The organism is Pseudomonas sp. C9D1 (genome assembly GCF_056491235.1).
Window position 1 is genome coordinate 1,123,314 of the sequence record NZ_JBSZIE010000002.1, and the last position, 18,819, is coordinate 1,142,132.

The following is an 18,819-nucleotide window of genomic DNA, read 5'->3' on the forward strand; positions in this document are numbered from 1 at the left end:
GCTCAGGGCTTGCGACGCGTTGGCGGGCCGGGCTCTTCCTCGCGCTCGCGACGCAACTCGCGCATCACCGCGATGGACACGGCCAAGGCGAAGAGCAACCAGAAATAAGCGGGGACCTCAGAGAAATCGGGCATGGGCAGCTCCTTCTGCGGGGGGCTTCGCGTCCTGCGAAACACACCGATAGTGCACGGCCGCCCGGCGATCGACAAGTCAGTTGCGCGACATGGTTCACTTATCGCTCCGCTCGGCGGACAATGGCCGACAAAGCCGTACCGGAGATTCGCATGTCCGCCCCCAAATCCATGTTCCAACTGAGTGGCCGCGGCTACCCGCCTGCCAGCCTGAACAACGCCACCCTGGTGATCATCGACGCGCAGGAGGAGTACCGCAGCGGCGTTCTCGCCCTGCCCGGCCTGGATGCCGCGCTGGAGGAGATCGCCACCCTGCTGGCAGCCGCCCGCGCCATCGGCAGCGCCGTGGTCCACGTCAAGCACCTGGGCGTTCCCGGCGGCCTGCTCGACCCCCAGGGCGAACGTGGCCAGCACCTCCCCGAAGTCGCCCCGCTGCCGGGCGAGACCGTGGTCGAGAAGCGCCTGCCCAACGCCTTCGCCGGCACCGAGCTGCATGACCGCCTGCAGGACATCGGCCACCTGGACCTGGTGGTCTGCGGCTTCATGACCCATTCCAGCGTCAGCACCACCGTGCGTGCCGCCAAGGACTACGGCTACCGCTGCACCCTGGTCAGCGCCGCCTGCGCCACCCGCGACCTGCCCACGCTCGATGGCGGCGTGATCAGCGCCGACGAGATGCACCGCGTCGAAGTCATCGCCCTCGCCGATAACTTCGCCAGCGTCGTGCCCCACGCCCGCGCCCTGGCCTGAGCCTGAGCGCTACACATCTCGCGACATCCAATCGGGCGAACGACCGGAACCCCGCTGACAGGCGCCGGTCATACGCCCGATTGCCAATGAGGACGTCCGGATGAAGTTATCCGATGGTTTCGATGCCCGCCGCCTGCGTCCACGTGGGCCGGGCAGCTGGCGCTGGCGTATCGCCGCGGCCTTCGCTGCGCTGGTCGCCAGTTTTGGCATCCTGCTCGCCATGGCCGGCGCCGCCACCCTGCTCGGCCGCCCGCCGGCGCTGGGTACGTTGAATGACAGCACGGGTTCCGCCGTGACCCTGCTGGTGATCGGCCTGCTGTGCCTCTGGTTCGGCGTCGCCGGCTGGCGCATCGCCCGCCGCCGTTCGCGCCGCCGCAACGACCTGAGCCTGTCCCCCGGGCTGATGAAGAAACGCGACTGACGCCCAGGCGCTGGGTAAACTAGGCCTCCTTCGTGGAGGCCTTATGCAAGACGACGACTTTTCCCTGTTCAACGAGCAGATGCGTGGTGTGAAGCGCATCCAGCACGACCGTGCCGACACCGGCAAGCCGAAGGCCGATCGCAAGCAGGTCGCCAGCCTGCGTCAGAATGCGACCCAGATAACCGAATCGACCAAGGTGGACGGCCTCTCCGACCTGTTCGTCATCGATGTCGGTGCCGAGGACGAACTGCACTGGGCCCGCGACGGCGTCCAGGAAGGCCAGATGCGCAAGCTCAAGCTGGGCCAGATCGGCTTCGAAGGCAGCCTCGACCTGCACGGCATGAGCGTGGAAAAAGCCCGCGAAACCCTGTGGGACTTTTTCGCCGAAGCGGCGAAATTCGAAATCCGCTGCGTGCGCATCACCCACGGCAAGGCGGCACGCCTGGATGGCAAGCGCCCGCTGATCAAGAGCCACGTCAACACCTGGCTGCGCCAGCACCCGCAGGTGCTGGGCTTCACCTCCTGCCTGCCGCGCCACGGTGGCACCGGCGCAGTCTATGTGATGCTGCGCCGCACCATGCTCGAAGGCCGCGACGAGTAGTCAGCGCGGAAATCGCGGCACGCCCGCTTCCCGCTCCACGCCGGTGCCGTTCACCACGAACGACACCGCGTGGTAGAAGCCGACCAGCATCAGGCACTCGATCAACTGTTCCTCGCCGAAGTGCGAGGCCAGCCGCTGCCACAGCCCCTCCTCCACCTGCGCCGAACGGTTCAACCCATCGGCCAGCTCCATCAGCGCCAGTTCGGCCGCGCCCCAGAGCGCCGGGTCAGGCCGTTCGCTGCAACTGTCGGCCACCTGCTCCGCGCTGAACCCTGCACGCTCGGCGAAGAAGGCCACGTGCACGCCCCATTCGTACTCGGCCCGGCAGCGGGCGGTGGTGCGTAGGATCAGCACCTCGCGCTCGCGCAGGGTGATGCTGCCGGGGTCCAGCAGGCCGCCGGCGATCAGGCGCTGCAGTACGCGGGGGTTGCGCGCCATGCTGCGGAACAGCTTGAGCGGCGGCACGCCGGGCGGCATGACCTTGTCGAAGGCGGCCTGCACGGCCGGGTCATAGGGGGCATCGAGGGGTTGGATACGCGCAGTGCTCATGGCCGGATCTCCTGTCGGGCTGTTACGCTACGCAAAACGTAGCAGCAAAGCGCTTCGCCTGCTACTAAAAAAGTAGCAAGGAATCCGATCATGCCCCTTCCCCTCCCCGGCAAACCGGTTCGCGGCTCCACCAGCGGCCGCCCGATCATGGCCCTGCTGGACCTCCTCGGCCGTCGCTGGAGCCTGCGCATCCTCTGGGAACTGCACCAGGGCCCGGCCACCTTCCGTGAGCTCCAGGCACGCTGCGAAGGCCTCTCGCCCTCCGTGCTCAATACCCGCATGGGCGAGTTGCGCCAGGCGCTGCTGGTCGACCTGGGGGATGCCGGCTATCGGCTCAGCGAGAATGGCGACGAGTTGATCCAGCGCTGCCTGCCCCTCGCCGAGTGGGCTGAAACCTGGGCCGAACGCCTGCCGCCACCCTCGGCCGAATGACGCTGCCCATGCCCGGCGACGGGTGGCGATGGCGCTCGGCAGGAGCCTCACTATCCTCTGGAAGCCCTGCTGAGGGCTTGCTGTAGGGCCGCCATCGGTCCCCCCAAATTCAACTGATGGCGGCCTTTTCTTCCCTCCCGAACGCCCCTGACAGCGCACCGATAAAAATAAATCTGGGTTATTCCGGCAAGAGGAGTATGGTGGGCGCACTGGATGCAACGTGTCATTGCGATTTCTGACCTGATGTAACGATTTCAATCTTTCATCTCCTCGGCTTCTTTCGCTTTCGCCCTCAGTCTCGACCCGGATGTCCCGGCGTCGATGCCATTACATTTCCCTGGAGATACATCATGTCCACTCGTCAATCCGGCACCGTCAAATGGTTCAACGATGAAAAAGGCTTCGGCTTCATCACCCCCCAGGAAGGCCCGGACCTCTTCGTTCACTACCGCTCCATCGAAAGCGCCGGCTTCAAATCCCTGGCTGAAGGCCAGCAGGTGAGCTACCTCGTCGCCAAAGGCCCGAAAGGCCTGCAAGCCGAGCAAGTTCAGGTGGTCTAACCCCCGCCTCGAAAGAAGCCCCGGGTTTCCGGGGCTTTTTTTTGCCTTCTCTTTTTTCAGCGCAGCGGAGCGACATGCCAGGCTATCTGATCAAGACCAGTACCTTCCGGGTGGGCGGCAGGGACTTCCACATGCAATCGCTGCTGGATGCCGAGCAGTTCCACGACCCGCTGGGCGAGGCTGCCGACCTGGGCATCACCGCCGATACCTGGGCGCTGTTCGGCCAGGTGTGGCCGGCAGGCGAAGCGCTGGCCCAGACGATGGCGACCCGCGACCTCACCGGCTTGCGCGTGCTGGAAGTCGGCGCCGGGCTCTGCCTGGCCAGCCTGGTGGGCCACCAGCGCGGCGGTGACATGACCGCCAGCGACATCCACCCGCTGATCCCCACCTTCCTCGCCGAGAACGCCCGCCTCAACGGCCTGCCACCGATGCGCTACGAAACCTGCGACTGGGGCGGCACCGAAGCGTTCGGCGAGTTCGACCTGATCATCGGCAGCGACCTGCTCTATGACCATGACAACCAGGCCGACCTGGCCGACTTCATCGACCGCCACTCCGCGAGTTCCGTGGAAGTGCTGCTGGTCGACCCGGATCGCCAGGGCCAGCAGGTCTTCCATGACGAGATGGCCGAGCTCGGCTACGGCATGGACATTAGCCACGCCGACTGCATGCTGGCCAATGGCGAGCGCTTCAAGGGCTCCTACCTGCACTTCAGCCGAGGCGCCGTCGCCGCCTGAGCCCTTGCATGGCGCATACGGATACCCGGGCGCAACGGCGCCCGCAGTACAATGGCCGCTTCACCGACGCGACCCGAAGCGTCATGGCGGGTATGATGCCCGCCTCTATCGCCACTCGATCCGGCCATAGCGTGCAAAAGCTGTCCCGAGCCCACCAACGATGGGCAAGCGGTACGGCCCCCGGAAGGGAGGCCCACGAAGGGCACGCTGATATTCCACTAGCCCCTGGAAGCCCCATGGAATCTAGCAATCAGAAACTCGAGCAACACTACACCGCGATCCTCGGCCAGCTCGGCGAGGACGTCTCCCGCGAAGGCCTGCTGGACACCCCCAAGCGTGCCGCCAAGGCCATGCAGTACCTCTGCCGCGGCTACGAGCAGACGCTGGAGGAAGTCACCAACGGTGCGCTGTTCAGCTCCGACAACAGCGAAATGGTGCTGGTGAAGGACATCGAGCTGTACTCCCTGTGCGAACACCACCTGCTGCCCTTCATCGGCAAGGCCCACGTCGCCTACCTGCCGAGCGGCAAGGTGCTGGGCCTGTCCAAGGTCGCGCGCATCGTCGACATGTTCGCCCGCCGCCTGCAGATCCAGGAAAACCTCAGCCGCCAGATCGCCGAGGCCGTGCAGCAGGTCACCGGCGCCGCCGGTGTCGCCGTGGTCATCGAAGCCCAGCACATGTGCATGATGATGCGCGGCGTGGAGAAGCAGAACTCCTCCATGGTCACCTCGGTGATGCTCGGCGAGTTCCGCCAGAACGCCGCGACCCGCAGCGAGTTCCTCAGCCTGATCCGCTGATTCGCACGCCCATGAAAAAACCGGCCTCGGCCGGTTTTTTCGTTTATCGGGCTTCAGGATTCGAGGCGTAGGGTGGAGGTCGCTTTTCACCTCCACCCGGCTAGAAGCTCCGCCCATCCACCTTCACCACCTTCAGGGTGTCGGGGTCGACGCCCTCCAGGCAGCGCACGTTCACCGCCGCCATGGCATTGCCCTGGGGATCGGCCGCCTCGCCGAAGGGCGCGCAGCCGCAGTGGGCGCAGAAGTGATGGGCGATGTGCATGCGGTTGAAGCGGTAGGTGGACAGGTCCGTGTCCGGGGTCGACAGCGTCAGTTGCGCCCGTGGCACGAACCACAGCAGGTAGCCGCGCTTGCTGCACAGCGAGCAGTTGCACTCCATCACTTCGGCGAGCGGGCTGCCATCCACCTCGAACGCGATCCGGCCGCAATGGCAACCGCCTGTGTATTTCATGGGTCTCTCCCTGCCTGGCCCGTCGCAGGCCGATGTCGCCACGTTAGACCAGGGTCGCCCAGTGCGCCATGTCCAGGCGGAAGCCCAGCAGCGTCTCCTCGCGCCCACGGAACTCGCGGGGGAAGCGCTGCCCCAGGGGCTGCAGGCCGATGCCGGTCATCACCCGCGCCGAGGCCGGGTTGTGCGCCAGGCAGTAACCCTCCACCCAGGCCAGGCCGAGCACCTCGAAGGCGTGGGCCAGCACCAGGCGTGCGGCCTCCTGCATGTAGCCCTGGCCCCAGTAAGGCTTGCCGATCCAGTAGGCCAGCTCGCCGGATTCGGCGCCGGCTCGCAGCCCCATCAGGCTGATGCAGCCGAGCAGCGCATCGTCCTCGCGCCGGACGATGGCCCAGGTGATGCGCGGGCGCTGCGGGTAGCCAGGCTCCAGGCTGGCGATCCAGCCCTGGGCCAGTTCCAGGGGATAGGGATGGGGAATGGTCGCGGTGGTCGCCGCGATGGCCGGGTCACCGGCCAGGCGCTGAACCTCGGGCGCGTCGTCGGCCCTGAAGGGGCGCAGCCCGACGCGCGGGCCATTGAGCGATGGCGTCGTCATCTGCGGGCCTCCCTGCCCCGTGGTGTGTCGTCAGCCCAGCATGCCCACGTGTTTCGGGTGGCTGGCCACACGGTCCATCCAGGCCAGTACGGCCGGGAAGCGCGAGAGGTCGAAACCGCCCTCTTCCGCCACATGGGTGTAGGCATAGAGGGCGATGTCGGCGATGGAGTACTGCTCGCCCACCAGGTACGGCGTGCGCGAGAGCTGCTGTTCCATCACCTTGAGCGCCTTGTAGCCCCGTACCAGGCAGGTGCGGTATTCCTCTTCGCGCTCGGCGGGCATGCCCTGGTAGAGCTTGATGAAGCGCGCCACCGCCACATAGGGCTCGTGGCTGTACTGCTCGAAGAACTGCCACTGCAGCACCTGGGTGCGCAGGCGCGGCTCGCTGGGCAGCAGGTCGCTGCCCTCGGCGAGGAAGTTGAGGATGGCGTTGGACTCCCAGAGCGTGGTGCCGTCTTCCAGTTCCAGCACCGGGATCTTGCCGTTGGGGTTCAGCGCCAGGAAGGCCTCGCTCTGGGTCTCGCCCTTGAGGATGTCCACCGGCACCCACTGGTAGGGCTTGCCGAGCAGGGTGAGGATCAGTTTGACCTTGTAGCAATTGCCGGAGATGTAATCGCCGTGAACCTTGTACATGTCGTACTCCTCGATCAGGCGGCCTCGGCGGCCAGTGCGTGACGGATGACCCCGGCGAGGCGCTGCAGGCCTTCGCCCAGGCGCTCGGGTGCCACATGGCTGAAGTTAAGACGCAGATAGCCGGGATGCTGGTCCGGGTCGATGAAGAAAGGCTCGCCCGGCATGAAAGCGACGTTCTGCTCCAGCGCCGGCTTGAGCAGAGTACGGGTGTCCAGCGGCTGCTTCAGCGCCAGCCAGAAGAACAGGCCGCCCTGGGGAATCTGCCAGGTGGCGAGGTCGGCGAAATGCTCTTCCAGCGCCGCCTGCATGGCGTCGCGGCGCTGGCGGTAGAAGTCGCGCAGTTCGGCCAGGTGCTCGCGGTACTGCTCGGTGCCCAGCCATTGCAGGGCCTGCCACTGGCCGATGCGGTTGGTGTGCAGGTCGGCGGACTGCTTCAGGCGCAGCAGGTAGGGGAACAGATCCGGGCTGGCGATCAGGAAGCCCACGCGCAGGCCCGGCAGCAGGGTCTTGGACACCGTGCCGGTGTAGATCCAGCTGGCCTTCTTCAGGCGGCTGACGATAGGGGTAGCGGTGCCTTCGTCGAACACCAGCTCGCGGTAGGGCTCGTCTTCGATCAGGGTCACGCCGAACTCGTCCAGCAGCGCCGCCACGGCATCGCGCTTGGCTTCGCTGTAGCGCACGGCCGAGGGGTTCTGGAAGGTCGGGATCAGGTAGGCGAAGGCCGGCTTGTGCTGCTCCAGGCGCTGGCGCAGGGAGGCCAGCTCGGGGCCGTCGGCTTCCTGGGCCACGGCGATGCAATCGGCGCCGAACAGCTGGAAGGCCTGCAGGGCGGCCAGGTAGGTCGGCGCCTCCAGCAGCACTTCGGTGCCCGGGTCGATGAACAGCTTGGACGCCAGGTCCAGGGTCTGCTGGGAGCCGCTGACGATCAGCACCTGGCTGGCGTCGCACTGCACGCCCAGCTTCTGCGCCTCGGCGGCAATGGCCTCGCGCAGCGCCGGCTCGCCTTCGCTCATGCCGTATTGGCCCATGCTCACCGGCATGTCCGCCCACTCCACCTTCGGCAGCATCGGTTCGGCCGGCAGGCCACCGGCGAAGGACATCACCTCCGGGCGCTGCGCCGCAGCGAGGATTTCACGGATCAAGGAGCTTTTCAGGCGGGCGATGCGTTCGGAGAAGGCCATGGGTTGTCACCGGGTGCGAAGGCGGGAAAATTGAGTCAAACTGCTTGACCGAAATTACGATGCCCGGGATGGATACGTCAATATGCTTGACCTTAAAAACCCAGCCGTCCAGCACGCCGCCATGGAAGCCTTCTTCTTCGGCTACCAGGCCTTCACCAGCAAGCCCGACGAAATGCTCGCCCGTCGCGGGCTGTCGCGGGTGCACCACCGCATCCTGTTCTTCATCGCCAAGTACCCGGGGCTCAGCGTCAAGGAGATGCTCGGCTACCTGGGCGTCAGCAAGCAGGCGTTGAACACGCCCCTGCGCCAATTGATGGAGATGGACCTGGTGCAGAGCACCGCCGCCGACGACGACAAGCGCAAGCGCCAGCTGGGCCTGACCGCCGACGGTTCGAAACTGGAGAAGAGCCTGCGCCGCGAGCAGGCGCGCCTGCTGGAACGCGCCTTCAGCGAGGCCGGGGCGGACGCCGTGGATGGCTGGCTGAAGGTCAACCAGGCATTGTCCAGCGCGCGCCCGGGCGAGAGCGAAGAAGCCGCCTGACTCAGGCCTGCCCGGCCATGTCCCTGGCGCCGCGGAAGAACACCAGCGCCATGGCGATGGACGAGCCCAGCAGCGGCAGCAGGGCGATCATCATCAGCAGCACGGTCGCCATCATCACCCCGCCCACCAGCAGCAGCCAGGCCATGACCCGGAACACCGGGTAGACGTTCTGCACCTTGAGCAGGCGTACCGCCAGCCACAGGGTAACCGCGCCGTAGCCGACCATCAGCCCCAGATACAGCCCCATTTCCCAGCCCAGCCGGGCCAGCGACTGGTCGCTCACCAGCATCAGCATCACCTGGGTCAGCATCCCCGCCAGGATCACCAGCCAGGTAGGCCAGCCCAGCCCGGTGGCGGCGAAGCGCGCCTCGGCGAAGCCCTTCAGGCGCAGGCTCAGGTAGCTGCCCAGCAGCATCACCGCCAGACCCAGCCATTCGGCGACCAGCGAGGCGCCCTGGAGGCCGATGAAGTCCCCCAGGAAGATGAACACCAGCACCACCACCGAGCTCAGCGCAGAGATCAGGCACAGCCAGCCCAGCAGGTTGAGCAACCCCGGGCTCCAGTCAGGCAGTTCGCGCGGCGCCTGGGCGTCGACCAGGTCAGTCTGGGGCGCTGCGTAGGGGTTTTCGTCCATGTAGCGGGGCTCCTGGGGAAACTCGAAACCGGAACAGTACTGGCTGTATCCACGCTCGTCACGCGACTGTATCGCTTTTTGCGCGCTTCGCTGTACGGGGCGCGGCAACGCGCCACGCCGTAGGCTTCCAGCATTCCAAAAAGAGTGCCCCGCCATGAGCCTGGAACTGCTGCTCGCCTTCGCCCTGTTCGCCTTCGTCACCTCGATCACACCGGGCCCCAACAACATGATGCTGCTCGCCTCCGGGGTGAACTTCGGCGTGCGCCGCAGCCTGCCGCACATGCTCGGCATCAGCCTGGGCTTCATGGTCCTGGTGATCGCGGTCGGCCTCGGCCTGCACCAGGTCTTCGAGCAGGTGCCGGTGCTCTACACCACCCTGCGCTACCTGGGCGCGGCCTACCTCCTTTACCTGGCGTGGAAGATCGCCGGCTCCGGCGCCCCCGACAGCCGTGACAGCGGCGCGCGGCCCTTCACCTTCCTCCAGGCGGCGGCCTTCCAGTGGGTCAACCCGAAGGCCTGGGTCATGGCGATCGGCGCCATCACCACCTATACCCCCCAGGAGAACTTCGTCACCAATGCCCTGCTGATAGCCGCGCTGTTCGCCCTGATCAACTGCCCCAGCGTCGGGCTCTGGACCCTGGCCGGCAGCCTGCTGCGCCGCTGGCTGTCCTCGCCACGGGTGCTGCGCGCCTTCAATATCGGCATGGCCCTGCTGCTGGTGGCCTCGCTCTATCCGATCCTCGTCGACTTCAAGGGAACCGTCTGATGACCCAGGCTTCCGACTCCAGCGCCGCCCTGCCCCGCCTGCGCCCGCTGACCGACTCCTCGCCCTCGGCGGTGGTGGCGGGCTTCATCGCCATGCTCACCGGCTACACCAGTTCCCTGGTGCTGATGTTCCAGGCCGGCCAGGCCGCCGGGCTCAGCGCCGGGCAGATTTCCTCGTGGATCTGGGCCCTGTCCATCGGCATGGCGGCCTGCAGCATCGGCCTGTCGCTGCGCTACCGCACGCCCATCACCGTGGCCTGGTCGACCCCCGGCGCGGCGCTGCTGATCACCAGCCTGCCGGGCGTCTCCTACAACGAGGCCATCGGCGCGTTCATCGTCTGTGCCGTGCTGCTCACCCTGGTCGGCCTCACCGGCGGCTTCGAGCGCCTGATGCGCCGCCTGCCCGGCTCCCTGGCCGCCGCCCTGCTGGCGGGCATCCTGTTCAAGATCGGCAGCGAAATCTTCGTCGCCGCGCAGCATCGCACCGCGCTGGTGCTGGCGATGTTCTTCAGCTACCTGCTGCTCAAGCGCCTGCAGCCACGCTACGCGGTGCTGGTGGCGCTGCTGGTGGGCTGTGCCATGTCGGCGGCGCTGGGGCTGCTGGACTTCAGCGGCTTCGACTTCGCCCTGGCGCAGCCGGTGTGGACCACGCCGAGCTTCTCCTTCACCGCCATCATCAGCATCGGCATCCCGCTGTTCATCGTCGCCATGGCCTCGCAGAACATCCCCGGCATCGCCGTGCTGCGCGCCGACGGCTACCAGGTACCGGCCTCGCCGCTGATCTCGGTCACCGGCTTCGCCTCGCTGCTGCTGGCGCCCTTCGGCTCCCACGGCATCAACCTGGCGGCCATCAGCGCCGCCATCTGCACCGGCCCCCACGCCCACGAGGACCGCAACAAGCGCTACACCGCCGCAGTCTGGTGCGGCATCTTCTACGGCATCGCCGCCACCTTCGCCGCCACCCTCGCCGCGCTGTTCGCCGCCTTCCCCAAGGAGCTGGTGCTCTCGGTGGCCGCCCTGGCGCTGTTCGGCTCCATCAGCAACGGCCTCACCGTGGCGATGAACGAACCCAAGGAACGCGAAGCGGCGCTGATCACCTTCATGGTCACCGCCTCGGGCATGAGCCTGCTGTCCATCGGCTCGGCCTTCTGGGGTCTGGTGGCCGGGGTGCTGACCCTGGTGATCCTCAACTGGAATACCGGCAAGAACTGAAGCGCGGGTGGATGAGGCGTCATCCACCCCGCGGTCATGCCCACACGGGTTTGTAGGGGCGACTTCAGTCGCCAAGCGGCGCGCAGCGCCGCCATCTCCGTGGGAATTCATTCGCGATGCGTTGCCACCGACCAATTACGGACAATGAGCCCACAAGGGTGGACCACGCTTCACCGGTCCACCAATCGGGGTCATGCCGGGCTCCGTTGGTGGATGAAAAGAGCGTCATCCACCCTACCCGCTCCCTCGAACGCGTAGCCCGGGCTTCAGCCCGGGACGCTGGCACGTCCCCTTCAGGCCTCCGACGCCAGCTCGCGCCCGTGCACGCGGTTGACCCACCAGCCGAAGGCGGCGGCGGTGAAGAACATGATGATGCTGTAGATCGCCGCCGGAATGGCCATGGTCGGGTTGTTCAACAGCATCGGGCTCAGCGCCAGGGCGATGGCCAGGGTGCCGTTGTGGATGCCGATTTCCATGCCGATGGCCACTGCCTGGCGTTGGCTGAGGCGGCACAGGCGCGGTACGAAGTAGCCCACCGCCAGGCTGATGAGGTTGAACGCCAGCGCCGCCAGGCCCACCACCGGGGCGTAGTCGACGAAGGTGCGCCAGTCCTTGGCCACCGCCAGCACGATGATCAGCAGCAGGAACAGCGCCGAGATGATCTTCACCGGCGTCTCCATGCGCGCGGCGAAGCCGGGGAAGCGGCTGCGCAGGAACATGCCGATGGCCACCGGGCCGAGGACGATGGCGAACACCTGCACCACCTTGGCGAATTGCAGGGGGATGGCCTGGTCGCCGGTCATGAAGTGGGCCAGGGACAGGTTGACGATGAAGGGCATGGTGAGGATGGCGATCACCGAATTCACCGCCGTCAGGGTGATGTTCAGCGCCACGTCGCCGTGGGCCAGGTGGCTATAGAGGTTGGCCGAGGTGCCGCCGGGGGATGCCGCCAGCAGCATCATGCCCACCGCCAGCGCCGCTTCCAGCTGGAAGCCCTTGGCGAGCAGGAAGCAGGCCAGCGGCAGCAGGAGGATCTGGCAGCCGAGGCCGATCAGCACCGGTTTGGGGAATTTCACCACCCGGGCGAAGTCCGCCAGGGTCAGGGACAGCCCGAGGCCGAGCATGATGATGCCCAGCGCCAGGGGCAGGAAGACGGTTACCAGGGGGCTTGCGGTCATGTTGTTCTCCTTGTCGGACCTTGGCGGATTCTGCGCACGCGACGCGTGGCTGGATAGTGGCCTCGCAGGCCAGCCCCGGCCCGACCTGTAACAGAATGCAAAAAGGCGCCCGAAGGCGCCTCTGCATGACCGCGCAACGGGTCAGATGGCGGTGGCACCACCGTCCACGGCCAGGGAATGGCCGGTGGTGAAGCCCGCGGCGTCGCTGCACAGGTAGAGCACCGCGCCGGCGATCTCCTCGACCTTGCCAATGCGCCCCACCGGGTGCATGGCGGCGGCGAACTCGCCCTTCTTCGGGTCGGCCTCGTAGGCGCGGCGGAACATGTCGGTGTCGATCACTGCCGGGCACACCGCGTTGACGCGGATCTTCTTCTTCGCGTACTCGACGGCCGCCGATTTGGTCAGGCCGATCACCGCATGCTTGGAAGCGGCGTAGATGCTCATCTTCGGTGCCGCACCGAGGCCGGCGACGGAGGCGGTGTTGACGATGGCGCCGGCGCTGCCCTGGGCCAGCATCTGCGGGATCTGGTACTTCATGCACAGCCAGACGCCCTTGACGTTGACGCCCATGATGGCGTCGAACTCGGCCTCGGAACCCTCGGCCAGCTTGCCCTTCTCGATCTCGATGCCGGCGTTGTTGAAGGCGTAGTCGAGGCGGCCATAGGCGGCGACGGTGCCTTCTACCAGGGCCTTCACCTCGGCATCGACGGTGACGTTGCAGCGGATGAAGGTGGCGTCGCCACCGGCATCGCGGATCAGTTGCACAGTGCCTTCGCCACCGGCGGCGTCGACATCGGACACCACCACCTTCAGGCCTTCGGCGGCGAATGCCTGGGCGGTCGCGCGGCCGATACCATTGGCGGCGCCAGTCACCAGGGCGACCTGGCCGGAGAAAGTCATGCTCATCTATGCAACCTCGGTTGGAATGGGGGAACCGGGCTGGAGTCTAGTCACTGGAGAGGGCTCGGCGTCAGCATCATCAGGTCCGTGGTGGGTGCTGCATCCAATCTGCTGATGAAGCACCCCCGCAATGATCATTGCCATTCATGGCCGGACATTCCTTGCCGCGACTAAGCTTGCCCTCCACCGCCGTGCAGACTAAACCGGTGGTTTCCCTATTCGGAGTGCCCTGCCATGTCCCAGCTCAACCGCCAGTTCCTGCTCGCCAAGCGTCCGGTCGGCGCAGCCACCCGCGACACCTTCTCCTATGTCGAGAAGCCGGTGGCCGAGCCCGGGCCGAACCAGATAGTCGTGGAAAACCTCTACCTGTCCCTCGACCCGGCCATGCGCGGCTGGATGAACGACGCCAAGTCCTACATCCCGCCCGTGGGCCTGGGCGAAGTGATGCGCGCCCTGGGCGTAGGCAAGGTGATCGCCTCCAACCACCCGGACTTCGCAGTGGGCGACCACGTCAACGGCGCCCTGGGCGTGCAGGACTACTTCGTCGGCGAGCCCCGTGGCTTCTACAAGGTCGACCCGAGCCGCGCACCGCTGCCGCTCTACCTCTCCGCCCTGGGCATGACCGGCATGACCGCCTACTTCGCCCTGCTCGACGTCGGTGCGCCCAAGGCCGGTGACACCGTGGTGCTCTCCGGCGCCGCCGGCGCGGTCGGCAGCATCGCCGGGCAGATCGCCAAGATCAAAGGCTGCCGCGTGGTCGGCATCGCCGGTGGCGCCGACAAGTGCCGCTTCCTGATCGACGAACTCGGCTTCGACGCCGCCATCGACTACAAGAACGAAGACGTCGCCGCCGGCCTCAAGCGCGAGTGCCCGAAAGGCGTGGACGTGTACTTCGACAACGTCGGCGGTGACATCCTCGACGCCGTGCTCACTCGCCTGGCCCCCCGCGCGCGCATCGTCATCTGCGGCGCCATCAGCCAGTACAACAACAAGGAAGCGGTGAAGGGCCCGGCCAACTACCTGTCGCTGCTGGTCAACCGCGCGCGCATGGAAGGCTTCGTGGTCATGGACCACGCCGCCAACTTCGCCAGCGCCGCCCAGGAAATGGGCGGTTGGATGGCCGCCGGCAAGCTGAAGAGCAAGGAAGACATCGTCGAAGGCCTGGAAACCTTCCCGGAAACCCTCGGCAAGCTGTTCAGCGGCGAGAACTTCGGCAAGCTGGTGCTGAAGGTCAAGTAACCCTTCCGCGCCAATAGAAATGGCCCGGGCTGCAGTGCAGTCCGGGCCATTTTATTTGGGGCTCATGTAGGTCGGGTGCAACCCGACCAACCATCGCGCGACACCAAATGGGGCGCGCCGATCGAGCCTCAGGCGAGTTCAGCGACCACGGCGGCCAGGGCCTTGGCCGGGTCGGCGGCCTGGCTGATGGGGCGGCCGATCACCAGGTAGTCGGAGCCGGCGTCCAGGGCCTGGCGCGGGGTGAGGATGCGGCGCTGGTCGTCCTGGGCGCTGCCCGCCGGGCGGATGCCGGGGGTGACCAGTTGCAGGCTCGGGTGCGCCGCCTTCAGTGCGGTGGCTTCCTGGGCCGAGCACACCAGGCCGTCCATACCGGCCTTCTGCGCCAGGGCGGCCAGGCGCAGCACCTGCTCCTGGGGCTCGATGTCCAGGCCGATGCCGGCCAGGTCCTCGCGCTCCATGCTGGTGAGCACGGTCACGCCGATCAGCAGCGGCTTGGGCCCGTTGAACTGCTCCAGGGTCTCGCGGCAGGCCGCCATCATGCGCAGGCCGCCGGAGCAGTGCACGTTGACCATCCACACGCCCATCTCCGCCGCCGCCTTCACCGCCATCGCGGTGGTGTTGGGGATGTCGTGGAATTTCAGATCGAGAAACACCTCGAAGCCGCGCTCACGCAGGGTGGCGACGATGTCCGATGCGCAGCTGGTGAACAGCTCCTTGCCCACTTTCACCCGGCACAGCTTTGGGTCCAGCTGGTCGGCCAGCTTCAGCGCGGCTTCGCGGGTGGGAAAATCGAGGGCGACGATGATGGGCGTCTGGCAGGCGGACATGGGCGGGCTCTCTGGCAAGTCGAAAACGGCGCGCATTGTAGCGGAAGCCCGCGCCCGCCGCTGCCCCGGTGATCGCCCGCGCTCATGCCAGGTGATCGAGGGCGAAGGCGGTCATGAAGCCGGCCAGGGTGATCAGCCCGGTCCAGGCGTGGGTGCTTTCGAAGGCCTCGGGGATCAGCGTATCCACCAGCATGCACAGCACCGCACCGGCGGAGAACGCCAGGGCGAAGCCCAGCCAGGCCGGCGGCAGGTCGCTCATCAGCCCCGGGCCGGCCATGGCCGCCAGGCCCGAGAGCAGCACGATGACACCCCACAGGCCGAACACGAACAGGCCGCTGCGCTTCTCCTCGCGCAGCCCGGCGGCGCTGGCCAGGCCCTCCGGCAGGTTGGAGAGGAAGATCGCCACCAGCATCAGCAGGCTCACCTGGCCGCCATCCAGCAGGCCCAGGCCGAGCCCCAGGGACTCGGGGATGCCATCGAGGAAGGCACCCACGGCGATCAGCAGCGCCACCATGGAGCCCACGCCGCCGCTGCGCTGGCGATGATGCGCCTCCCAGCGGTCCAGCAGCTGGCTGGCGAGGACGAACAGCGCGCCACCGGCGAGCATGCCCGCCAGGGTCGGCCCCAGCCCGCCGAGGCGCTCGGCCTCGGGAATCTGCCCGAAGCACAGCGCGGCGATCAGCACCCCGCTGCCATAGGCCATCACCGAGGCGGTGACCGCCTTGGGCAGGGACACCCAGAAGCCGATGGCGGCACCGAGCAACAGGCTGCTGGCGGCCAGCCAGCCCCAGAAACCGGCGAGCAGGGTGGTGGAAATCTGCATGACAACTCCTGTGGGGGAAGCGCATCCGAGCGCGGCGCGACATAAGTAACCCATCCAGCCCGGGAAAGCAGCCATGGCCCTTCCCCGGGTCGCGAGCGCCCTTTCCGAGATGAACGCCACGCCTTTGTATCGAACCCGATACAAAGCCGACACGCTGGCGACACCGCCATCGGCGAGCCTCTCGCCGCGATGGCCGGCAGCAGGACGGCGGAGTAGCATGCGCCCGATGGATGCCGACGGCCCGCCGCTCGACGCCCTGCCGCCAGACGCGAAGCACAGTGGTCCACCGGCCCGGTGAACCCGCCAGATGGCAAGAACACCCATGCACAACCAAGCCCCCGCCCCCGCCGACAACCGCCGCTGGAACACCCGCGCCCTGCTGGTGGACGACGACGTGCCGATCCGCGACCTGCTCTGCGACTACCTCGCCCGCTTCAATATCGAGGCCGTGGGCGTCGACGATGGCGAGGCGATGCGCGAGGCACTGGCCAGCGCCCCCTTCGACGTGGTGGTGCTGGACCTGATGCTGCCCGGCGAAGACGGCCTCTCTCTGTGCCGCTGGCTGCGCGGCGAGTCCGATATCCCGATCCTCATGCTCACCGCCCGTTGCGAGCCCACCGACCGCATCATTGGCCTGGAACTGGGCGCCGACGACTACATGGCCAAGCCCTTCGAGCCCCGTGAGCTGGTGGCGCGCATCCAGACCATTCTGCGCCGCGTGCGCGACGACCGCGAAGGCCTGCGGGCCGACCAGCGCGCCAGCATCCGCTTCGATGCCTGGCGCCTGAACGGCGTGCTGCGCCAGCTGCAATCCCCCGAAGGCCTGGTGGTGCCGCTGTCCAACGCCGAGTTCCGCCTGCTCTGGGTGTTCCTCGAACGCCCGCGCCGGGTGCTCAGCCGCGAGCAGTTGCTCGACGCCGCCCGGGGCCGCTCCATCGAAGCCTTCGACCGCAGCATCGACCTGCTCGTCTCGCGCCTGCGGCAGAAGCTCGGCGACGACCCCAAATCCCCACGCCTGATCAAGACCGTACGCGGCGAGGGCTACCTGTTCGACGCGAGGGAGATTGGCTGATGCGCCAGGCCGACACGCTGTTCGCACGCCTGTTCGGCATCTTCCTGGCCGCCATCGTCCTCGCCCACCTGCTGGCCTTCCTCTGGTTCCAGCAATACGGCAACCCGCCACCGCCCCAACCCATGCCGCCCCATGCAACAGACGGCCCGCGCGCCGGCCAGCCGCCGCCCCCGCGCCCGCTGTTCGGTGGCCCGCTGGTGCCGCTGACCTTCCAGCTGCTGACCCTGATCGTTGCCGCCTGGTACGGCGCCCGTGTGCTGTCGCGGCCCATCCAGCGCCTGGCCAGCGCCGCCGACCGCCTCAGCGAAAACCTCCAGGCCCCGCCCCTGGATGAACGCGGCCCGCGCGAGGTGCGCCAGGCCGCCCATGCCTTCAATCTGATGCAGCAGCGCATCCGCGAGCAGGTGGCCCAGCGCAGCCGCATGCTCGCCGCCGTCTCCCACGACCTGCGCACCCCCATCGCCCGGGTCAAGCTGCGCGTGGAGCAGGTGCCGGACGCCCAGCTGCGCAGCCGCATGGACCAGGACCTGGGGGAAATGGTCGCCATGCTCGACGCCACCCTCAACTACCTGCACCAGCAGCGCGCCGACGAGGCGCTGCAGCTGTTCGACCTCCAGGCCCTGGTGGAATCCATGGCCGAAGACGCCCAGGACCGTGGCGCCGATGTGCGTGCCGAAGGCCAATGTGCGCCGCTGCGGGCCCAACCCATGGCGCTGCGCTCCTGCGTCAGCAACCTCGTGGAAAACGCCCTGCGCTACGCCGGCCATGCGCGGGTCCGCCTCGAAGACGGTCCCACCGAGGTGCGCATCCATGTCAGCGACCGCGGCCCCGGCATCGCCCCCGAGCAACGCGAAGCGGTGTTCGAACCCTTCTTCCGCCTCGAAGGTTCGCGCAACCGCAGCTCCGGCGGCGTCGGCCTGGGCCTGACCATCGCCCGCGAAGCCGCCCGCCGCCAGGGCGGCGACCTGGTGCTGGGCGACAACCCCGGCGGCGGCCTGCTGGCCACCCTCACCATCCCCCGCGCCTGAGCCCTGTCTCCGTGCCGATACAAAGCGCATAAACCCCCGACACGCTTGCGCCTGAACCTGCGAGAACCGGAGAACCCACTCCGGCCTTGCCATCACGCACAGGAGTGACTCCCATGATCAGTGGCGTCAGTGGTTACTCGGGCTACAGCAGCTACAGCAGCTACAGCTCGGCGCTCTCCTCGAAAAGCACCGCCAGCAGCAACAGCAGCAGTGGCGGCTGCGCTTCGGGGCAATCGAAACTGCAGGAAAAGCTGTTCAGCCTGCTGGACAGCAACGGCGACGGCAGCGTCGCCAAGGACGAACTCAGCACCGCGCTGGCCAACGCCAAGGAAAGCGACAGCGGCATCGACAGCAGCGAGCTGTTCGCCAGCCTCGATGCCAACGGTGACGGCAGCCTCAGCATCGACGAAACCGCCGCCCTCGCCCCGCCGCCTCCCCCACCGCCGGGCGCGGGCTTCGGTGGCGACAGCGACGAGCTGTTCAGCTCCCTGGATGCCGATGGCAACGGCAGCATCAGCCAGGACGAGCTGAGCAGCCTGTTCGGCCAGAGCGGCAGCCAAAGCGACACCAGCAGCACCAGCGCCAGCAGCGATGACGTCTACGCGCGCCTGGCCGCCGCCCTGCTCAAGCAGTACGAAAGCAGCGCCGGCACCTACGAGGCCCGCGTCGGCAGCCAGCTCAGCATCGCCGCCTGAGCCCGTCCCGCGAAAAGAAAACCGGCCGCTGCGTGAGTGCGCAGCGGCCGGTTTTTTGTTTCGGCGATCA

Annotated in this window: 25 protein-coding genes; 14 read left to right on the forward strand and 11 right to left on the reverse strand. The window is 67.2% G+C overall.

Translation table 11 applies throughout. The features are described 5' to 3' along the window. Positions 1-2: 2 nt before the first annotated feature. Positions 3-134 (reverse strand): hypothetical protein, encoded by a 132-nt coding sequence (locus ACXI0U_RS13420; RefSeq protein ID WP_263402161.1) that lies wholly within the window; start codon positions 132-134, stop codon positions 3-5. 150 nt (positions 135-284) lie between these two features. On the opposite strand from ACXI0U_RS13420, the gene ACXI0U_RS13425 reads away from it, so the two are divergent. From ACXI0U_RS13425 to ACXI0U_RS13435, 3 genes are all read left to right on the forward strand, one after another. Further along, the gene (locus ACXI0U_RS13425) at positions 285-881 is read left to right on the forward strand and encodes a cysteine hydrolase family protein (protein WP_021222668.1); all 597 of its coding nucleotides are present in this window, start codon (positions 285-287) and stop codon (positions 879-881) included. 100 nt (positions 882-981) lie between these two features. Continuing rightward, positions 982-1,302 carry a hypothetical protein gene (locus ACXI0U_RS13430; protein ID WP_271658287.1) on the forward strand — a complete coding sequence of 107 codons (321 nt, stop codon included), beginning with the start codon at positions 982-984 and terminating at the stop codon, positions 1,300-1,302. A gap of 43 nt (positions 1,303-1,345) precedes the next feature. Next, positions 1,346-1,903: a Smr/MutS family protein gene (locus ACXI0U_RS13435; RefSeq protein WP_043244135.1), complete on the forward strand. Its 558-nt coding sequence runs from the start codon at positions 1,346-1,348 to the stop codon at positions 1,901-1,903. On the opposite strand, the gene ACXI0U_RS13440 is transcribed toward ACXI0U_RS13435, so the two are convergent. Then, positions 1,904-2,452 (reverse strand): carboxymuconolactone decarboxylase family protein, encoded by a 549-nt coding sequence (locus ACXI0U_RS13440; protein ID WP_479550384.1) that lies wholly within the window; start codon positions 2,450-2,452, stop codon positions 1,904-1,906. 90 nt (positions 2,453-2,542) lie between these two features. On the opposite strand from ACXI0U_RS13440, the gene ACXI0U_RS13445 reads away from it, so the two are divergent. The 4 genes from ACXI0U_RS13445 (at position 2,543) to folE (ending at position 4,978) form a co-directional block, all read left to right on the forward strand. Next, positions 2,543-2,884, forward strand: a complete 342-nt coding sequence (locus ACXI0U_RS13445) for a winged helix-turn-helix transcriptional regulator (protein ID WP_265169135.1) — start codon at positions 2,543-2,545, stop codon at positions 2,882-2,884. A 350-nt stretch (positions 2,885-3,234) separates the two neighbouring features. After that, positions 3,235-3,444 carry a cold-shock protein gene (locus ACXI0U_RS13450; protein ID WP_021222673.1) on the forward strand — a complete coding sequence of 70 codons (210 nt, stop codon included), beginning with the start codon at positions 3,235-3,237 and terminating at the stop codon, positions 3,442-3,444. Positions 3,445-3,518: 74 nt separating this feature from the next. Then, positions 3,519-4,181: a class I SAM-dependent methyltransferase gene (locus tag ACXI0U_RS13455; RefSeq protein WP_021222674.1), complete on the forward strand. Its 663-nt coding sequence runs from the start codon at positions 3,519-3,521 to the stop codon at positions 4,179-4,181. 236 nt (positions 4,182-4,417) lie between these two features. Continuing rightward, positions 4,418-4,978: a GTP cyclohydrolase I FolE gene (gene folE, locus ACXI0U_RS13460; RefSeq protein WP_021222675.1), complete on the forward strand. Its 561-nt coding sequence runs from the start codon at positions 4,418-4,420 to the stop codon at positions 4,976-4,978. A gap of 100 nt (positions 4,979-5,078) precedes the next feature. Here folE and ACXI0U_RS13465 read toward each other — a convergent pair whose 3' ends face one another. Genes ACXI0U_RS13465 through ACXI0U_RS13480 form a run of 4 tightly spaced genes read right to left on the reverse strand, consistent with a single transcriptional unit; the run spans position 5,079 to position 7,835 of the window. Beyond that, on the reverse strand, positions 5,079-5,429 hold the full coding sequence (locus ACXI0U_RS13465; RefSeq protein ID WP_316927372.1) for a GFA family protein: 351 nt from the start codon (positions 5,427-5,429) through the stop codon (positions 5,079-5,081). Between the two features lie 43 nt (positions 5,430-5,472). Beyond that, entirely contained in the window at positions 5,473-6,021 is a 549-nt protein-coding gene (locus ACXI0U_RS13470; RefSeq protein WP_021222677.1) for a GNAT family N-acetyltransferase, read from the reverse strand. Positions 6,022-6,051: 30 nt separating this feature from the next. Then, positions 6,052-6,654 carry a glutathione S-transferase family protein gene (locus ACXI0U_RS13475; RefSeq protein ID WP_021222678.1) on the reverse strand — a complete coding sequence of 201 codons (603 nt, stop codon included), beginning with the start codon at positions 6,652-6,654 and terminating at the stop codon, positions 6,052-6,054. A gap of 14 nt (positions 6,655-6,668) precedes the next feature. Further along, positions 6,669-7,835, reverse strand: a complete 1,167-nt coding sequence (locus ACXI0U_RS13480) for an aminotransferase-like domain-containing protein (RefSeq protein ID WP_263402170.1) — start codon at positions 7,833-7,835, stop codon at positions 6,669-6,671. A gap of 82 nt (positions 7,836-7,917) precedes the next feature. Between ACXI0U_RS13480 and ACXI0U_RS13485 the strand changes: the two genes are divergently transcribed. Continuing rightward, positions 7,918-8,376, forward strand: coding sequence for a MarR family winged helix-turn-helix transcriptional regulator (locus ACXI0U_RS13485; protein WP_031289025.1), 459 nt, complete (start codon positions 7,918-7,920; stop codon positions 8,374-8,376). 1 nt (position 8,377) lies between these two features. On the opposite strand, the gene ACXI0U_RS13490 is transcribed toward ACXI0U_RS13485, so the two are convergent. Further along, the gene (locus ACXI0U_RS13490) at positions 8,378-9,010 is read right to left on the reverse strand and encodes a hypothetical protein (RefSeq protein WP_479550385.1); all 633 of its coding nucleotides are present in this window, start codon (positions 9,008-9,010) and stop codon (positions 8,378-8,380) included. Between the two features lie 154 nt (positions 9,011-9,164). On the opposite strand from ACXI0U_RS13490, the gene ACXI0U_RS13495 reads away from it, so the two are divergent. Beyond that, positions 9,165-9,776: a LysE family translocator gene (locus tag ACXI0U_RS13495; RefSeq protein WP_431482195.1), complete on the forward strand. Its 612-nt coding sequence runs from the start codon at positions 9,165-9,167 to the stop codon at positions 9,774-9,776. Next, positions 9,776-10,987: a benzoate/H(+) symporter BenE family transporter gene (locus ACXI0U_RS13500; protein ID WP_479550386.1), complete on the forward strand. Its 1,212-nt coding sequence runs from the start codon at positions 9,776-9,778 to the stop codon at positions 10,985-10,987. The genes ACXI0U_RS13495 and ACXI0U_RS13500 overlap by 1 nt, the downstream gene beginning before the upstream one ends. A 293-nt stretch (positions 10,988-11,280) precedes the next feature. On the opposite strand, the gene ACXI0U_RS13505 is transcribed toward ACXI0U_RS13500, so the two are convergent. Together ACXI0U_RS13505 and ACXI0U_RS13510 are read right to left on the reverse strand one after the other, a co-directional pair. Continuing rightward, on the reverse strand, positions 11,281-12,165 hold the full coding sequence (locus tag ACXI0U_RS13505; protein ID WP_374981556.1) for a bile acid:sodium symporter family protein: 885 nt from the start codon (positions 12,163-12,165) through the stop codon (positions 11,281-11,283). Between the two features lie 141 nt (positions 12,166-12,306). Next, positions 12,307-13,071, reverse strand: coding sequence for an SDR family oxidoreductase (locus ACXI0U_RS13510; RefSeq protein WP_021220670.1), 765 nt, complete (start codon positions 13,069-13,071; stop codon positions 12,307-12,309). Positions 13,072-13,299: 228 nt separating this feature from the next. Here ACXI0U_RS13510 and ACXI0U_RS13515 point away from each other — a divergent pair, with 228 nt between their 5' ends. After that, entirely contained in the window at positions 13,300-14,304 is a 1,005-nt protein-coding gene (locus ACXI0U_RS13515; protein WP_021220671.1) for an NADP-dependent oxidoreductase, read from the forward strand. Positions 14,305-14,432: 128 nt separating this feature from the next. Here ACXI0U_RS13515 and pyrF read toward each other — a convergent pair whose 3' ends face one another. Both pyrF and ACXI0U_RS13525 read right to left on the reverse strand, forming a co-directional pair. After that, positions 14,433-15,131, reverse strand: coding sequence for an orotidine-5'-phosphate decarboxylase (pyrF, locus tag ACXI0U_RS13520; RefSeq protein ID WP_021220672.1), 699 nt, complete (start codon positions 15,129-15,131; stop codon positions 14,433-14,435). An 82-nt stretch (positions 15,132-15,213) separates the two neighbouring features. After that, on the reverse strand, positions 15,214-15,954 hold the full coding sequence (locus ACXI0U_RS13525) for a ZIP family metal transporter (protein WP_184490855.1): 741 nt from the start codon (positions 15,952-15,954) through the stop codon (positions 15,214-15,216). A 307-nt stretch (positions 15,955-16,261) separates the two neighbouring features. On the opposite strand from ACXI0U_RS13525, the gene ACXI0U_RS13530 reads away from it, so the two are divergent. The 3 genes from ACXI0U_RS13530 (at position 16,262) to xopAW (ending at position 18,749) form a co-directional block, all read left to right on the forward strand. After that, a complete protein-coding gene (locus ACXI0U_RS13530) occupies positions 16,262-17,026 on the forward strand; it encodes a response regulator (RefSeq protein WP_431482196.1) in 765 nt (254 codons plus the stop codon). Next, a complete protein-coding gene (locus tag ACXI0U_RS13535) occupies positions 17,023-18,054 on the forward strand; it encodes an ATP-binding protein (RefSeq protein WP_316927381.1) in 1,032 nt (343 codons plus the stop codon). Before ACXI0U_RS13530 ends, ACXI0U_RS13535 begins: the two co-directional genes overlap by 4 nt. 113 nt (positions 18,055-18,167) lie before the next feature. Continuing rightward, complete coding sequence (gene xopAW / locus ACXI0U_RS13540; RefSeq protein ID WP_479550387.1) at positions 18,168-18,749, forward strand: XopAW family type III secretion system calcium-binding effector; 582 nt, start codon at positions 18,168-18,170, stop codon at positions 18,747-18,749. The last annotated feature ends 70 nt before the right edge of the window (positions 18,750-18,819 follow it).

Excerpts from the sequence above, each read along its gene's own strand:
- ACXI0U_RS13420 (WP_263402161.1), bottom strand. The coding sequence starts at position 134 with ATGCCCGATTTCTCTGAGGTCCCCGCTTATTTCTGGTTGCTCTTCGCC.
- ACXI0U_RS13425 (WP_021222668.1), top strand. The coding sequence starts at position 285 with ATGTCCGCCCCCAAATCCATGTTCCAACTGAGTGGCCGCGGCTACCCG.
- ACXI0U_RS13430 (WP_271658287.1), top strand. The coding sequence starts at position 982 with ATGAAGTTATCCGATGGTTTCGATGCCCGCCGCCTGCGTCCACGTGGG.
- ACXI0U_RS13435 (WP_043244135.1), top strand. The coding sequence starts at position 1,346 with ATGCAAGACGACGACTTTTCCCTGTTCAACGAGCAGATGCGTGGTGTG.
- ACXI0U_RS13440 (WP_479550384.1), bottom strand. The coding sequence starts at position 2,452 with ATGAGCACTGCGCGTATCCAACCCCTCGATGCCCCCTATGACCCGGCC.
- ACXI0U_RS13445 (WP_265169135.1), top strand. The coding sequence starts at position 2,543 with ATGCCCCTTCCCCTCCCCGGCAAACCGGTTCGCGGCTCCACCAGCGGC.
- ACXI0U_RS13450 (WP_021222673.1), top strand. The coding sequence starts at position 3,235 with ATGTCCACTCGTCAATCCGGCACCGTCAAATGGTTCAACGATGAAAAA.
- ACXI0U_RS13455 (WP_021222674.1), top strand. The coding sequence starts at position 3,519 with ATGCCAGGCTATCTGATCAAGACCAGTACCTTCCGGGTGGGCGGCAGG.
- folE (WP_021222675.1), top strand. The coding sequence starts at position 4,418 with ATGGAATCTAGCAATCAGAAACTCGAGCAACACTACACCGCGATCCTC.
- ACXI0U_RS13465 (WP_316927372.1), bottom strand. The coding sequence starts at position 5,429 with ATGAAATACACAGGCGGTTGCCATTGCGGCCGGATCGCGTTCGAGGTG.
- ACXI0U_RS13470 (WP_021222677.1), bottom strand. The coding sequence starts at position 6,021 with ATGACGACGCCATCGCTCAATGGCCCGCGCGTCGGGCTGCGCCCCTTC.
- ACXI0U_RS13475 (WP_021222678.1), bottom strand. The coding sequence starts at position 6,654 with ATGTACAAGGTTCACGGCGATTACATCTCCGGCAATTGCTACAAGGTC.
- ACXI0U_RS13480 (WP_263402170.1), bottom strand. The coding sequence starts at position 7,835 with ATGGCCTTCTCCGAACGCATCGCCCGCCTGAAAAGCTCCTTGATCCGT.
- ACXI0U_RS13485 (WP_031289025.1), top strand. The coding sequence starts at position 7,918 with ATGCTTGACCTTAAAAACCCAGCCGTCCAGCACGCCGCCATGGAAGCC.
- ACXI0U_RS13490 (WP_479550385.1), bottom strand. The coding sequence starts at position 9,010 with ATGGACGAAAACCCCTACGCAGCGCCCCAGACTGACCTGGTCGACGCC.
- ACXI0U_RS13495 (WP_431482195.1), top strand. The coding sequence starts at position 9,165 with ATGAGCCTGGAACTGCTGCTCGCCTTCGCCCTGTTCGCCTTCGTCACC.
- ACXI0U_RS13500 (WP_479550386.1), top strand. The coding sequence starts at position 9,776 with ATGACCCAGGCTTCCGACTCCAGCGCCGCCCTGCCCCGCCTGCGCCCG.
- ACXI0U_RS13505 (WP_374981556.1), bottom strand. The coding sequence starts at position 12,165 with ATGACCGCAAGCCCCCTGGTAACCGTCTTCCTGCCCCTGGCGCTGGGC.
- ACXI0U_RS13510 (WP_021220670.1), bottom strand. The coding sequence starts at position 13,071 with ATGAGCATGACTTTCTCCGGCCAGGTCGCCCTGGTGACTGGCGCCGCC.
- ACXI0U_RS13515 (WP_021220671.1), top strand. The coding sequence starts at position 13,300 with ATGTCCCAGCTCAACCGCCAGTTCCTGCTCGCCAAGCGTCCGGTCGGC.
- pyrF (WP_021220672.1), bottom strand. The coding sequence starts at position 15,131 with ATGTCCGCCTGCCAGACGCCCATCATCGTCGCCCTCGATTTTCCCACC.
- ACXI0U_RS13525 (WP_184490855.1), bottom strand. The coding sequence starts at position 15,954 with ATGCAGATTTCCACCACCCTGCTCGCCGGTTTCTGGGGCTGGCTGGCC.
- ACXI0U_RS13530 (WP_431482196.1), top strand. The coding sequence starts at position 16,262 with ATGGCAAGAACACCCATGCACAACCAAGCCCCCGCCCCCGCCGACAAC.
- xopAW (WP_479550387.1), top strand. The coding sequence starts at position 18,168 with ATGATCAGTGGCGTCAGTGGTTACTCGGGCTACAGCAGCTACAGCAGC.